At 69.7% G+C, this 13,464-nt stretch carries 14 protein-coding genes and 2 tRNA genes; 8 read left to right on the top strand and 8 right to left on the bottom strand.

Annotation, left to right across the window (positions count from 1 at the left end; genetic code table 11):
* Nucleotides 1-6: 6 nt before the first annotated feature.
* From Q0V34_RS00585 to Q0V34_RS00610, 6 genes are all read right to left on the bottom strand, one after another.
* Nucleotides 7-744, bottom strand: coding sequence for a DUF6456 domain-containing protein (locus Q0V34_RS00585; RefSeq protein WP_297506431.1), 738 nt, complete (start codon nucleotides 742-744; stop codon nucleotides 7-9).
* Nucleotides 741-1,112, bottom strand: a complete 372-nt coding sequence (locus tag Q0V34_RS00590; protein ID WP_297506433.1) for a helix-turn-helix domain-containing protein — start codon at nucleotides 1,110-1,112, stop codon at nucleotides 741-743. The genes Q0V34_RS00585 and Q0V34_RS00590 overlap by 4 nt, the downstream gene beginning before the upstream one ends.
* A 135-nt stretch (nucleotides 1,113-1,247) precedes the next feature.
* Nucleotides 1,248-2,192: a sugar kinase gene (locus tag Q0V34_RS00595; protein WP_297506435.1), complete on the bottom strand. Its 945-nt coding sequence runs from the start codon at nucleotides 2,190-2,192 to the stop codon at nucleotides 1,248-1,250.
* Between the two features lie 3 nt (nucleotides 2,193-2,195).
* A complete protein-coding gene (locus Q0V34_RS00600; RefSeq protein ID WP_297506437.1) occupies nucleotides 2,196-3,965 on the bottom strand; it encodes a DUF885 family protein in 1,770 nt (589 codons plus the stop codon).
* Nucleotides 3,966-4,063: 98 nt separating this feature from the next.
* A tRNA-Gly gene (locus Q0V34_RS00605) sits at nucleotides 4,064-4,138 on the bottom strand.
* A 49-nt stretch (nucleotides 4,139-4,187) separates the two neighbouring features.
* Nucleotides 4,188-4,262: transfer RNA gene (locus Q0V34_RS00610), tRNA-Gly, on the bottom strand.
* A 170-nt stretch (nucleotides 4,263-4,432) separates the two neighbouring features.
* On the opposite strand from Q0V34_RS00610, the gene Q0V34_RS00615 reads away from it, so the two are divergent.
* Entirely contained in the window at nucleotides 4,433-5,293 is an 861-nt protein-coding gene (locus Q0V34_RS00615) for an SDR family oxidoreductase (protein ID WP_297506439.1), read from the top strand.
* On the opposite strand, the gene Q0V34_RS00620 is transcribed toward Q0V34_RS00615, so the two are convergent.
* A complete protein-coding gene (locus Q0V34_RS00620) occupies nucleotides 5,290-5,520 on the bottom strand; it encodes a hypothetical protein (protein WP_297506441.1) in 231 nt (76 codons plus the stop codon). The two genes, Q0V34_RS00615 and Q0V34_RS00620, sit on opposite strands and share 4 nt — an antisense overlap.
* Before the next feature lie 5 nt (nucleotides 5,521-5,525).
* Entirely contained in the window at nucleotides 5,526-6,398 is an 873-nt protein-coding gene (locus Q0V34_RS00625) for an alpha/beta hydrolase (RefSeq protein ID WP_297506443.1), read from the bottom strand.
* Nucleotides 6,399-6,453: 55 nt separating this feature from the next.
* On the opposite strand from Q0V34_RS00625, the gene Q0V34_RS00630 reads away from it, so the two are divergent.
* The 7 genes from Q0V34_RS00630 (at nucleotide 6,454) to rplT (ending at nucleotide 13,308) form a co-directional block, all read left to right on the top strand.
* Nucleotides 6,454-7,635: a glycosyltransferase family 4 protein gene (locus Q0V34_RS00630; protein WP_297506445.1), complete on the top strand. Its 1,182-nt coding sequence runs from the start codon at nucleotides 6,454-6,456 to the stop codon at nucleotides 7,633-7,635.
* Nucleotides 7,632-8,603 carry a glycosyltransferase family 9 protein gene (locus Q0V34_RS00635; protein ID WP_297506447.1) on the top strand — a complete coding sequence of 324 codons (972 nt, stop codon included), beginning with the start codon at nucleotides 7,632-7,634 and terminating at the stop codon, nucleotides 8,601-8,603. The genes Q0V34_RS00630 and Q0V34_RS00635 overlap by 4 nt, the downstream gene beginning before the upstream one ends.
* Nucleotides 8,604-8,780: 177 nt before the next feature.
* Nucleotides 8,781-9,302, top strand: coding sequence for a translation initiation factor IF-3 (gene infC, locus Q0V34_RS00640; RefSeq protein ID WP_066683040.1), 522 nt, complete (start codon nucleotides 8,781-8,783; stop codon nucleotides 9,300-9,302).
* A 137-nt stretch (nucleotides 9,303-9,439) separates the two neighbouring features.
* Nucleotides 9,440-11,368, top strand: a complete 1,929-nt coding sequence (locus tag Q0V34_RS00645) for a S9 family peptidase (RefSeq protein WP_297506450.1) — start codon at nucleotides 9,440-9,442, stop codon at nucleotides 11,366-11,368.
* Nucleotides 11,368-12,615 carry an MFS transporter gene (locus Q0V34_RS00650; protein WP_367272016.1) on the top strand — a complete coding sequence of 416 codons (1,248 nt, stop codon included), beginning with the start codon at nucleotides 11,368-11,370 and terminating at the stop codon, nucleotides 12,613-12,615. Before Q0V34_RS00645 ends, Q0V34_RS00650 begins: the two co-directional genes overlap by 1 nt.
* Nucleotides 12,616-12,735: 120 nt before the next feature.
* Nucleotides 12,736-12,936, top strand: coding sequence for a 50S ribosomal protein L35 (gene rpmI / locus Q0V34_RS00655; RefSeq protein ID WP_004625088.1), 201 nt, complete (start codon nucleotides 12,736-12,738; stop codon nucleotides 12,934-12,936).
* Between the two features lie 15 nt (nucleotides 12,937-12,951).
* On the top strand, nucleotides 12,952-13,308 hold the full coding sequence (gene rplT / locus Q0V34_RS00660) for a 50S ribosomal protein L20 (RefSeq protein WP_172263421.1): 357 nt from the start codon (nucleotides 12,952-12,954) through the stop codon (nucleotides 13,306-13,308).
* Nucleotides 13,309-13,464: the final 156 nt, after the last annotated feature.

Consider the following 13,464-nt stretch of genomic DNA (forward strand, 5'->3'; position numbering starts at 1 on the left):
GACCGCTCACGCCATCCGGTAGTGTCGCGCGAGACTCTGGAGCGCGAGCTTCAACACCGTCTTGCCCGCGCGCCGAGGCAGCTTTAGCGATCGCTCGGCGGCCTCCAGGGCCGAGCCCATCAGGCAGACGCTTTCCAGGATCTCGCGCAGGCCGGGCCCCACGGCGTCGAGCGCCCTGGCGATGCGCTGGCGCGCGGCGTGATCGCGCTCGACGGGCGCCAGGCCCGGCCGGCCGCCATCGACCCGAGACGCGCCGTCCCACCGCATGGTGAGGCGCCCCTGGGCGCCCAGGCTCTCGAAGTCCTCGCGCAGGCGCTCGCCGGCGGCGGCCTCGACCGGCGTCAACCAGGGCCGGCCCTCGGCGTCGCGCCGACGGGCGAGCCAGGCGATCGGCGACTCGCCCAGATTGCGGCGGACGGTTCCGGCGCCGAAGGGCGTGGGAACCTCGGCCTCGACCACGCCCGGACGGCCCGGCGGCGGGGACTCGGGCGCCAGTCGGCCGACCATCACCCATCCGCCTTGAGCGCGGGGTTTCAAGGTCGCCTCGCGCGCCAGGATGCGGAACGCCGCCTCGTCCAAGGTCAGCATCACGCTGCGCCGGCGGCTGGGTCCCAGGCGCACGCCGTAGCCCAGCCCCTGGGCCTCGACCACCGCGCCGGGGCGCGACAACAGCCGCATGGCCCGCTCGGCCAGGCGACGCGCTTCGAGCTCGGCGTCGAACGCCTCGGCGAGACCAGCACTCACGCCGGGATCTCCTCGGCGCGCGAGGGGGCCTGGCGCAGGCAGGCTTCCAGCTCCGACAATCGGCGATCGAAGGCGGCGTCCTCGCGAAGGTCCTCGATCCGCCGGCAGGCGTGGCCGCAGGTGGTGCGGTCGCGGCCGAAGGCGTAGGCCACCCGCGCCAGCGACCAGTGATAGGTGATGTGGGTCAGATAGATCGCCAACTGCCGAGCGCGCACCGCCGCGTGGGAGGCGCGCTTGGGCGCGTTGATCTCGGCCGCCGGCACGCCGGTGGCCAGGGAAACCAGATGGGTGACGAAGCCGACGGTCAGGCGGTCGCGTCGGGGATCGGGCGTGATCGCCCAGACATCCTCAAAGGCTTGAACCAGCATGGCGCTCTCCTTCCAGTCGAGAGTACGACCGGCGGCGCCACTATAGGTTTATATTCCGCAGGAGAGGAAGATATTCCTATTTCACCGCAAGGCTTCAAACGCTAAACTTTTGAAAAGTCGAGCGCCGACCCGGCCCTATCCTCGCGCCCAGGCGGGCATGGAGGGCGCGGGAACGATCGCGCCCTTGCAGCGAACCACCGTCGCGGCGAGCTCATGGCCGCGACTCACCGACTCGACGATCGAGAGCCCCGAGAGCCGTGATGATAGATAGGCCGCGTTGAAGCTGTCGCCGGCCCCCGTCGTGTCGACGGCCTGGACGCGCGGGGGCGCCGGGGTCGCCGTGCGGCCGTTGGCGTCGTGGACATTGACCGCGTGGCTCTCGTCGCGCGCCACCACCTCGGCGCCGCCCGAGGCCCATTCCGCCGCCAGGTCCTCGGCCTCGCGACCATAGAGCGGACGGCTGTCCTCGCTGCTGAGCGAGATGTAGCGGCACGCGGGGACCACGCCGTCCAGCGCCGCGCGGGCGGCTTCGGCGCTCGGCCAGAGCGCCGGGCGATAATTGAAGTCCAGCGCCACGGCGACGCCGTGCGAATGGACATAGGCCAGAATGTCCTTCAACCGCGCCCGCCCGATGTCGCCGATCACCGCCAGGGTCACGCCCGACAGATAGACGAGATCGCTGGCCCGCGCGGCCTCGATCAGCTGGTCGGCGGTGTGGGCCGAGAAGAGGTCGCGGATCGGGGCCCGCTCGCGCCAGTAGTGGAACTTGCGCTCGCCGTGCTCGTCCAGGACGATGGCGTAGAGTCCCGGCAGGCGGTTCTCGACCTGACGGACGAGGCGGGTGTCGATGCCCTCGCGGCGCATGGCGCTCAGCACGCCGTCGCTGAACGGGTCGCCCTGTCCCAACGCCGTGCAATAGGCGACCCGATCGCCCAGGCGCGCCATGTAGATCGCGGTGTTGAAGGTGTCGCCGGCGAAGCCCATCCGGTACAGCGGCGCGCCGCCGCCCTCTTCCATCTTGGGCGGCGCCTCGGGCGACAGCTCGACCATGCATTCGCCGAGGACGGTGATCTTGGCCAAGCCTCAGCCCTTCTTCTTGGCTTGCTGGGCGATCCAGGCGTCGATCCGCGTCTCCAGCACCGACAGCGGCAGCGAGCCGTGCAGCAGCACCGCGTCGTGGAAGCCGCGCTCGTCGAACCGGTCGCCCAGCTTGGCCTCGGCCCGGCGGCGCAGCTCCAGCAGCTTCAGCTCGCCGACCTTGTAGGCCAGAGCCTGACCGGGCCAGGAGACGTAGCGCTTCAGCTCGACCTCGATGTTGGTCGGCGACAGCGCGGTGTTGTCGGTAAAGCAGGCCCGGGCCTGCTCCAGGCTCCAGCCCTTCCAGTGCATGCCGGTGTCGGCCACCAGGCGGCAGGCCCGCCACATCTCGTAGGACAGCCGGCCGAACAGCTCATAGGGATCGCGATAGATCCCCATCTCCTCGCCCAGCCATTCCGAATAGAGCCCCCAGCCCTCGCCGAACGCGGTAAAGTAGAGGTTGCGGCGGAACTCCGGCACGGCCGTCTGCTCGGCGGCCAGCGAGGTCTGGATGTGGTGGCCCGGCGCGCCTTCGTGCAGCACCAGGGCCGGCAGCTCGTAGAGCGGCCGCTGGTCCAGCTCCGAGGTGTTGATCATCAGGCCGCCCGCGCGGCCGGCCTTGGCGTCGCCGCCGAAGTAGCGGCCGGTGGTGTAGCCCTTCTCGATGCTGGCGGGCACGGGCCGCACGCCGTAGGTCAGCCGCGGCAAGACGCCGAAATGAGCCGGCAGCTGGTCGTCGGCGCGCTTGGCGATCTCGCTGGACTTCTCCAGCAGCTGCTGGCGGCTGGTGGCGTAGAAGCGCGGGTCCTTGCGCAGCATGGCGATGAAGGCCGGCAGGTCGCCCTGGAAGCCCGCCGCCTTCATGGTCTCGAGCATGCGGGCGCGGATGCGCGCCACCTCGGCCTGACCGATGTCGTGGATCTGGTCCGGCGTCAGGTCCGTGGTCGTGTGTCGGCGAACGAGGAAGGCGTAGTAGCGCTTGCCGTCCGGCAGGTCCGAGGCCGCCAGGCTCTTGGCGGCGTGCGGCACGTATTCCTCGGCCATGAACTTGACGAAGCCGGCGCGGGCGGGGGCCACCTTGTCGGTCACGGCCTTCTCGCCCTCGGCGATCAGGGCCGCGCGCGTGGCGGCGGGGACGCTGGAAGGCAGAGCGCGCAGCGGCGCCAGCAGCGGATCGTCGGCCAACGGCGTCGCCGCGGCGCGTTGCGCGCGTTCCAGCACCGCCTGGGCCGTGGGTATCGCCTGGACGAAGCCGGTGGCCACGCCGCGCCGGGCGTTGGCGATATTGGCCGCGTACCAGCCGGGCATGCCGTTCAGCAGCGCGATCCAGCGCCGCGCCTCGTCGGCGTTGCGCAGCGTCATGCCGCTGGCCCGGTACAGCATCATCACGTCGAAGCCGCCGTCGCTGCTGAACGGCATCCGCGCCTCGTCGAAACCGGCGGCCTCGACCCGGTCGCGCAGGCTGAACATCAGGAGATCACGGGTCAGGCGCTCCTCGTCGCTCAGCCCCTTGACCGGCAGGGCGGACAAGTCGGCCTGGATCTTCTTCAGCATCGCCGCGCGGGTCGCGTCGGCGGCCGGGGACACGTCGGGCAGTCGCCAGCGGGCGTCGGCCGCGCCGCCGGAGTCGGGGTCCTCGCCCACATCGCCCAGCGCCTCGTAACGGCTCACCAGGGCGTTGAGCGTGGGCGTCGGCCCGGCAAGGGCGGCGGAAGCGGTGAAGACGACGAGGCAGGCGGCCGCCAGGGCGGCGGGCCGGGAGCGAGTGCGAGTCATGCGCCAAGCTTAAGCCAAGCCCCGCGGTCCGGCGACACGCGAATCGAAGCCGACCGAGGTCGGCGCGTGCGTCCAATAGTCGGAAAGAAAACCGAGAATGGAGCGGGCGAAGAGATTCGAACTCTCGACATCCACCTTGGCAAGGTGGCGCTCTACCACTGAGCTACGCCCGCGCGCTTCGCGAGATATGGTCTCATCCACACGTCCCGAAGGCCGGGAGAATGGAGCGGGCGAAGAGATTCGAACTCTCGACATCCACCTTGGCAAGGTGGCGCTCTACCACTGAGCTACGCCCGCATCGGCGGGGCTCGGAAGAGAGCGTCCCGCGACGAGGAGGCGGCTTATGGCAGAGCGCTTCGCGGTTTGCAAGCGCCCTTTGAGGGGTTGCGAAGCGGCTTTTTTCCGAGGCTTGATCCCCGCCGGTTTCGGGCGGGTTTTACCGGCGCCTTTCGAGGGAGGTCCAAAGCTTGCGTCTCTTCGTCTTCGGTCCGGGCTATGTCGGCGGCGCCTTCGCGCGGGCCTTGCGGGGGCGGGGCTGGGAGATCGCGGCGACCGCGCGCGACGACCAGCAGGCCGCGCGGCTCGCGGCCCAGGGAGTCGCCGCCGCCGATCCCGCCGACCGCGACGCGATGGCCGCGGCGCTGACCGGCGTCAGCGCGATCCTGGTCACGGCCCCGCCCGGCGCCGATGGCTGCCCGGCGCTGGCGGCCCTGGTCCCCGCCCTCGCCCAGGCCAGCGCCTTTCCCGACTGGATCGGCTATCTGTCGACCACCGGCGTCTATGGCGACTTCGACGGCCGCTGGGTGTTCGAGACCTCGCCGCTGAAGGCGCAATCCGTCGAGGGCGCGCGCCGCGTGGGGGCCGAGCGCGACTGGCGCCAGGTCGGACGCGGCATGGGCCTGACGGTGACCACCTTCCGCCTGCCCGGCATCTACGGCCCCGGCCGCAGCGCGCTGGACCGCCTGCGCGCCGGCGAGGGTCGCCGCATCGTCAAGCCTGGCCAGGTGTTCAGCCGCATCCATGTCGACGACATCGTGAGGGGCCTGCTGGCGTCGCTGGACAGGCCCCGCGCGGGCGGCGTCTACAACCTGGTCGACGACCTCCCGGCCCCGCCGCAGGACGTTCTGGAATACGCCGCCAAGCTGCTGGGCGTGCCGGTCCCGCCGGACCTCCCGTTCAACGAACTGGGCCTGTCGCCGGCCACGCGGCGGTTCTACGCCGAGAACAAGCGCGTCTCGAACGCCCTGGCCAAGGCGGAGCTGGGCTGGCGCCCGGCCTATCCGACCTATCGCGAGGGTTTGGCCGCGATCCTGGCGGCGGGGGGTTAGGTCTTGCGGGAAACGAGGGCCCAGGCCTGGTCCGGTTCCCGGTAGTGCATAAGCCCAGCGTCTTCGGCTTCGACCAGCGCACCCTCCCGCAGATACGACCAGTCGGCGGCCGCATAGGCCGCCGCGTAGGCGCCGGCTTCGATCAAAGCCACCACTTGGCCCCGCGCGCCGCCTTCCATAAGGATATGATCGCCAAGCTCCACCGTCTCGCCGCTGGCGTAATGCATGCGCCCTATTCCTCGTCCAACAGCGGCGCGCGCGGGGTGATCCCCACCGCCTCCAGCCCCGCCGCGTTGCGCATCCGGGCGGCGCGAGCCAGGCGGCGGCTCACCAGATCCCCAGCCTCCGGTTCGGCCAAGGCCTTGGCCTCCATTACGGCCGCCACCAGACGCTCCAGGTCCTGGGGCCGAGACAGCCGGTGGTCCCCGTCCTTGATCAGGCTGAACACCACGTTCTGGCTCGTCAGGGCGTTGGCCAGCTCCAGGGCGTGGGTCCACGGCACGTCCGGATCGGCGCCGCCCTGCAACACCCGCACCGGAACCTCGATCGGCACGGGGCCCGGCAGGATCGACCACCGCGCGCCGTCCTCCAGCAGCGCCCGGGTGATCGGATAGCCGCCGTCGTCGTATTCGGAGGGCCGGATCCAGAAGCCGTCGCGGGCGATCGCCGCCTTCGCCTCCGCCGACAGCTCGGGCTCCATCAGCTTCTCGGTGAAGTCCGGGGCCGGCGCGATCAGCACCAGGGCCTTGACCCGCTCGGGCCGCGCGATCGCCGCCAGGCAGGCCAGCCACCCGCCCATCGACGAGCCGACCAGCACCAGCGGCCCCTCGGTGAGCTCGTCGATCACCGCCAGCGCGTCCTCGCGCCAGCGGCTGATCGTGCCGTCCTCGAACCGGCCCTCCGACTCGCCATGGCCGAAATAATCGAACCGGACATAGGCCCCGCCGGTCGCTTTCGCGTGCTCGGCCAGGACCTCGGCCTTGGTCCCGGTCATGTCGGAGTGGAAACCACCCAGCCACACGACCGTTGGACCCTCGCCGTCCACCCGGCGGTAGCGGAGGTTCAAGCCGTCTTCGCGCGCCAGGGCGCCCCGGGATTCGGTCATGGCGTCGCCCTGATCCTTTCGCTAACTAGTTCGCTTCCGTTTCGCCGAGAGTCGCGTGCCCGACCTACCCGCCGACTTCACCTTGCTGCAAGTCACGCCGGAGCTGGAAACCGGCGGCGCGGAGCAGACGACGATTGATGTCGCCCACGCGGTCCTGGCGCAAGGCGGCAAGGCGCTGGTGGCGACGCGGGGCGGTCGGATGGCCGCGCGGCTCGAGGCCGACGGCGGGCGCCTGGCCCAGATGCCGGCCCAGTCGAAGAACCCGCTGGTCATGCTGGGCAACGCCGCACGGCTGGTCGATCTGATCCGCCGCGAGAAGGTCAGCCTGGTCCACGCCCGCTCGCGCGCCCCGGCCTTCAGCGCCCTGTGGGCCGCCCACGTCACCGGCACGCCGTTCATCGCCACCTATCACGGGGTCTATAACGCCAAGTCCGGCCTCAAGCGCTGGTACAACGCGGTGATGACCAGGGGCGACCTCGTCATCGCCAATTCCGAATATACCCGCGAGCACGTGATCCGCGAGCACGGCGTCGCGCCGGACAAGGTGGTGGCCATCCCGCGCGGCGTCGACCTTTCGCGGTTCGAGCCCGGCGTGGTGTCGGCCGAGCGGATCGAGGCGCTGCGCAAGGCGTGGGGCGTCGCCGACGGCGAGCGCCGGTTGAAGGTGCTGCTGGCCGGCCGCCTGACCCGCTGGAAGGGCCAGGGCCTTCTGGTCGAGGCGATGGCGCTCCTGAAGGCGCGCGGCGAGGACAAGGTGCTGCTGCTGCTGGCCGGCGACGACCAGGGCCGCAAGGGCTATCGCGCCGAGCTGGAAGCCGCCATCGCCGCGGCGGGCGTCGAGGACGCGGTCCGGCTGGTGGGCCACTGCGACGACATGCCCGCGGCCTATCTGCTGGCCGATCTGGCCATCGCCCCGTCGCTGGAGCCGGAGGCGTTCGGACGGACGGCGGTGGAGCCGCAGGTGATGGGCCGCCCGGCCATGGCCTCGGACCACGGCGCCACGCGCGAGACGATCGTGCCCGGCGAGACCGGCTGGCTGGTCAAGCCCGGCGACGCCGAGGCCTGGGCCGACGCCCTGCTGGAGGCCTGCCAGATCGGCGCGGCCGGGCGTCTGGCCCTGGGCCAAGCCGCGCGAACGCGTGCTCGACGGTTGTATTCCGTGGACACGATGTGCGATGCGACCCTCAACGTCTACGCACGCGTTTTGAGCGCCCGGAGTTTGGAGCGGCGGCCTTGAGTAAGGAGATCAAGAAGGTCCTGGTGATCAAGCTGGGCGCGCTGGGCGACTTCGTCCTGGCGCTGGCGGCGATGAAGAAGATTCGCGCCGCCCACCCCAAGGCCAAGATCACGCTGCTGACCACGCCGCCGTTCGAGGCGCTCGCCAAGCTCAGCCCGTATTTCAACACCGTCGAGACCGACGGCCGCCCCCTCGACTTCGGGGACATGATGACCATGATCGGCCGCGTGCGGCGGGCGCGCTACGATCGGGTCTACGACCTGCAGACCAACAGCCGCACCAACTGGTACTTCCAGCTGCTGCGCCCGTTTCCCCCGCAGTGGAACGGCATCGCCTTCGGCTGCTCGCTGCCGCAGAAGGGCGCGGCGCGGCTGCGGATGCATACGCTGGAGCGGCAGGCCGACCAGTTGAAGGCCGCGGGCATCTGGCCGGACGCGCCGACCGAGCCTGGCAGCGCCCCGCCTCCGGACCTGTCCTGGATCCTGCGTCGCCACAAGGAGCCGCGCCCGGTCGCCGGCGCGCCCGCGCCCAAGCCCTATGTGCTGTTCGTGCCCGGCGGCTCGGCGCACCGGCCCGAGAAGCGCTGGCCGGTCGAGTGCTACGCCCAGCTCGGCGCGCTTCTGAAGGCCCGGGGCCTGGACATCGTGATCATCGGCGGCCCGCAGGAAAGCGCCATGGCGCGCCAGATCCAGAAGGCGGTGGGCGGGGCGCGCGACCTGACCGGCCGCACCGACTTCGCGCAGCTGGCGGTGCTGGGCGCCAAGGCGGCCCTGGCGGTCGGGAACGACACCGGTCCCACCCACCTGCTGGCCGCCGCCGGCGCCCCGACCATCGCCCTGTTCTCCGACGCCTCGGATCCGGAGCTGTGCGGCCCGCGCGGCCACGTGGCGGTGATCCGCTCGCCGGACCTGAAAGCCCTGCCCGTCAGCACCGTCGCCAGCGCGGCGATGGCCTTGTTGCCGCACTGAGCGAAAAAACTGGACGCGCGCCCGTCCTCTTTGTCGGCCGTCGCTTGATACGGCGCGGCTAGCGCGTCATATAACGGTCTCACGTGGCGCGCCCGGCGCGGCGCGCGCGTGTTCAGCCCTACCCTACGCCAATCCTATCCTTTCAACTGCCTCGGAGCCGTCCCTATTCGCCGTCCTATGCAAACGCCGCCCGTTAAAGACGGACCGCGTATCAACGAAGACATCCGCGTCCCCCGCGTCCTGCTGATCGACCAGAACGGCGAGAAGCAAGGCGAAATGCCGACGTCGGCCGCTCTGGAAGCCGCCGAGGAAGCCGGGCTGGACCTGGTGGAAATCGTTCCGAACGCCAATCCGCCCGTCTGCAAGATCCTGGACTATGGCAAGTTCAAGTTCCAGGAGCAGAAGAAGAAGAACGAGGCGCGCAAGCGGCAGAAGGTCGTCGAGCTCAAGGAAATCAAGCTCCGCCCGAACATCGACATTCACGACTACGAAGTGAAGGCCAAGTCGATGCACCGCTTCTTCGAGGAAGGCGACAAGGTGAAGGTCACCCTGCGCTTCCGCGGTCGCGAAATGGCTCACCCCGAGCTCGGCATGAAACTGCTCCAGAAGGTCAAGGCCGACTTCGACGAAGTCGCCAAGGTCGAATACGAGCCGCGCATGGAAGGCCGGCAGATGATCATGATCCTGGCCCCGCGCTAGGCTCTATCGGATCGCTAGACACGAAACGCCCCGGCCCTCGGCCGGGGCGTTTTCGTTTGGCGACTCGCCTCCGAGGCGCGAGCAGTCGACAGCGCCTCAATCTCTGATAGCTTCGCCGCCAGTCTGGGGGACCTGTCGTGTTGAAAACCATCCTCGCCGTGCTCGCGGCCTGCATCGCCGTGCTCGGATCGCCCGCGCTGGCGGCCAAGCCCGACCTCGCCGTCTACGGTCGTTTGCCCAATATCGAGGATGCGGTCGTGTCGCCGGACGGGACGAAGGTGGCGATCATCCTCACCGACGGCGAGAAGCGCTTCCTGGTGATCCGCTCGGCCGACGGCAAGACCCTGAAGGGCGTCGGGGCCGGAACCACGAAGCTGCGCGGCATCGACTGGGCCGGGGACCAGCACGTGATCGTTGTGACGTCGCAGACGACGGCGGTCTACGGCCTGCGGGGCCCCAAGCGCGAATACTATACGGCCACCGACTACGACCTGACCACGGGCAAGACCAAGCCTTTGCTGCAGGGTCAGAAGGACGCGATGAACGTCATCCTCGGCGCGCCGATGGTGCGGATGATCGGCGGCGACCCCGTCGTCTTTCTGGAGGGCGTCTATTTCGCCGCCGAAGAGGGCATGGACGTTCTGTTCAGGGTCAATCTGCGCACCGGCGGGACCCAGATGCTGGACTCCGGGGCCACCGCGAGCACCGATGGCTGGCTCGTCGACGCGACGGGCAAGCCGGTCGCCATGTCCGTCTACGACAACCGTAGGGGCAAGTGGCAGTTGCGCCTGAGGGATGACCACTGGCGCACCGTCGACGAGGCCGACGCGCCGACGGGATCGTACGGCATCGCCGGCTTCGGCCGCGACGGCAAGTCGGTCCTGGTCTGGCGGTCCACGCCCGACAATAAGACGGTTCTGCGGGAATACCGCGCCGACGGGACCAAGGAGGATCTGGCGGAGGGCAAGGCGCTGGACGGCCTGCTGAGCGATCCAGAGACCCTGGCGCTGCTTGGCGGCTATGCGCTCGACGGCGATGACCTCGCCTACACCTTCTTCGACAAGACCAGCCAGAAGACCTGGAACTCGGTCGTCAAGGCGTTCGAAGGCGACCGGGTGAGCCTGGTGTCGTGGTCGAACAATCGCCGCAAGGTGATCGTGCGCGTCGACAGCGCCACCCTCGGCCCCGCCTACGCCCTGGTGGATCTCGACGCCAAGAGCGCGAGCTATGTCGGCGAAGTCTATGCCGGTCTCACCCCCGAGGGCGTCTCGCCCGTCCGCTCGATCCGCTACAAGGCCGCCGACGGGCTGGAGATCACCGGCTACCTGACTTTGCCCAAGGGGCGCGAGCCCAAGAACCTGCCGTTGATCGTCCTGCCGCACGGCGGACCGGAAGGCCGCGACGAACCCGGCTTCGACTGGTGGAGCCAGGCCCTGGCCTCGCGCGGCTACGCCGTGCTGCAGCCCAACTTCCGGGGCTCCGAGGGCTTTGGCTGGGACTTTATCAAGGCCGGCTTCGGCGAGTGGGGCAAGAAGATGCAGACCGACCTGTCGGACGGGGTACGGGAGTTCGCCAAGCAGGGCCTCATCGACCCCAAGCGCGTCTGCATCGTCGGGGCCAGCTACGGCGGCTACGCGGCGCTGGCGGGGGCGACGCTGGACCGCGGGGTCTACCGCTGCGCGGTCTCGGTGGCGGGGCCGTCCGACCTCAAGCGGTTCCTGGTCACCAACATCGACCTCAACAATGGCGAGATCGGCGCCGCCCAACGCTATTGGCGGCGCTTCATGGGGGTCGACAGCCTGCGTGATCCCGACCTCGCCGCGATCTCGCCCGCCCAACAGGCGGCCAAGGCCGACATCCCCATTCTGCTGATCCACGGCAAGGACGACACCGTCGTCCGCTACGACCAGAGCCAAGCCATGGCCGACGCGCTGAGGAAGGCCGGCAAGCCGTTCGACTTCGTCACGCTGGACGGCGAGGACCACTGGCTTTCACGCGGCGCGTCCCGGCTGAAGATGCTGACCGAGACCGTCGCCTTCGTCGAAAAGCACAATCCGCCGGATTGATGCGGCGGTTTGGGCGGTCGTCATCCGGCGCGAATGGGCGTAAACCCCGCCGCCTGATGTCCGAACCCGCTCACAGCAACCGCGCCCTCGCCGTCCTGCTCCTGGTGGTGTTCATCAACCTGGTGGGCTTCGGCGTGGTCATCCCGCTGCTGCCCTTCTACGCCAAGTCGATGAACGCCGCCGCCTGGCAGGTGACGACGATGTTCGCCGCCTACAGCCTGGGCCAGTTCTTCGGCGAGCCGTTCTGGGGACGGCTTTCGGACCGGATCGGCCGGCGGCCCGTGCTGATCGTCACCATCATCGCCAACACCCTGGCCTATCTGGCCCTGGCCTTCGCGCCGAACATCTGGATCGCCATGGCCGTCCGGCTGGTCGGGGGCTTTGGCAGCGGCAACATCTCGACGATTCAGGGCTACATGGCCGACGTAACGCCGCCGGAGAAGCGCGCCGGCCGCATGGGCCTCCTGGGCGCGGCGTTCGGCGCCGGGTTCGTCATCGGTCCGGCCCTGGTCATGGCGATCCGGCCCGGCGGCGGACACCTGGGCTACCAGCTGCCGCTGTTCCTGGCCGCGGGCATGGCCGCGACGGCCGCCCTGGGCGTCTTCCTGTTCGTCACCGAAAGCCGCGCGCCGGCCGCGCGCGACCTCGTCCAGCCGCGCCGCCGCGAGGCCCTTGCCGCCGCCGCGGCCCACCCGGTTCTGTCGCGGGTGCTGCTGGTCACCCTGATCTCCACCGGCGCCTTCGCGGGGATGGAGGCGATCTTCGGCCTCTACGCCGACAAGCGCTTCGGCTGGGGTCCCGGCCAGGTCGCCGGCTGCTTCGCGATCATCGGCATCATCGCCTCGCTGGGCCAGGGCCTGCTGACCGGGCGCCTGGCGCGACGCTTCGGCGAGGGCCGCGTGCTGACCGCCGGCCTGTCGATCATCGGCCTGACGCTGTTGATCACGCCGTTCATCCCCAGCCCGCCCGTGGCGGTCGTGGCCGTGGCCTGCACCGCGTTCGGCCAGTCGCTGGTCTTTCCGTGCGTCGCCGCCCTGATCTCGCGGGCCAGCCCTCCGGACCGGCAAGGCCAGATGCTGGGCCTGAACATGGCCGCCGGCTCTCTGGCCCGCATCGGCGGCCCCCTGCTGGCCGGGCCCCTGTTCGGGATCGTCATCGGCGGACCCTACTGGTTCGGCTCGGCCCTGATGGTTCCGGCCATCTTCTTCGCGCTGTCCATCGCGCGCGGGACCAAGGCGGCGGCTTAGCGACTTGCCAGAGGCGAGTCTTTCCTGTAGCAACGCCGCCTTTCCGGAACCGCCTGGCCATTGGCATGCCATGGCGGTTCGTCATGCTTCCAGAGGACGGGGCGAAAGCTCCGACGCGAAATGCCGAAGTTGAAGACGAAGTCGGGCGCCAAAAAGCGCTTCAAACTGACCGCCACGGGCAAGCTGAAGGCCGGCGTCGCCGGCAAGCGCCACCGCCTGATCGGCCACAATGGCAAGTACATCCGCCAGCAGCGCGGCACGAAGGTCATGACCGAGGCTGACGCCAAGATCATCAAGACCTACCTGCCCTACGGCCTGTAAGAGGAGCGCTGACACATGGCTCGCGTGAAACGGGGCGTCGTCGCCCACGCCAAGCACAAGAAGGTTCTCGAGCAAGCCAAGGGCTTCTACGGGCGCCGCAAGAACACCATCCGCACGGCCAAGGCCGCGGTCGACAAGGCCGGCCAGTACGCCTACCGCGACCGCAAGGTGCGCAAGCGCGCCTTCCGTTCGCTGTGGATCCAGCGCATCAACGCCGGCGCTCGCCTGGAAGGCTTCACCTACTCGCAGTTTATCCACGGCCTGGACGTGGCGGGTATCGAGATGGACCGTAAGGTCCTGGCCGATATCGCGGGCAACGACCCGGCTGCGTTCAAGGCCATCGCCGACAAGGTTCGCGCCGCCCTGGCCTAAGGACATCCGAGCTCGTTCGAGTTCAATCGATCCTGAAGAGCCCCCTGGCGCGAGCCGGGGGGCTTTTTGCTGCGCCCTCTTCTCCGCTCATCCCCGCGAAAGCGGGGACCCAAGCTGAGTCGGAGCAGACGGCGCGGACGAGAAGGCCAACGCGAC

It is taken from the genome of uncultured Caulobacter sp., from assembly GCF_947036865.1.
Classification (GTDB): Bacteria; Pseudomonadota; Alphaproteobacteria; order Caulobacterales; family Caulobacteraceae; genus Caulobacter.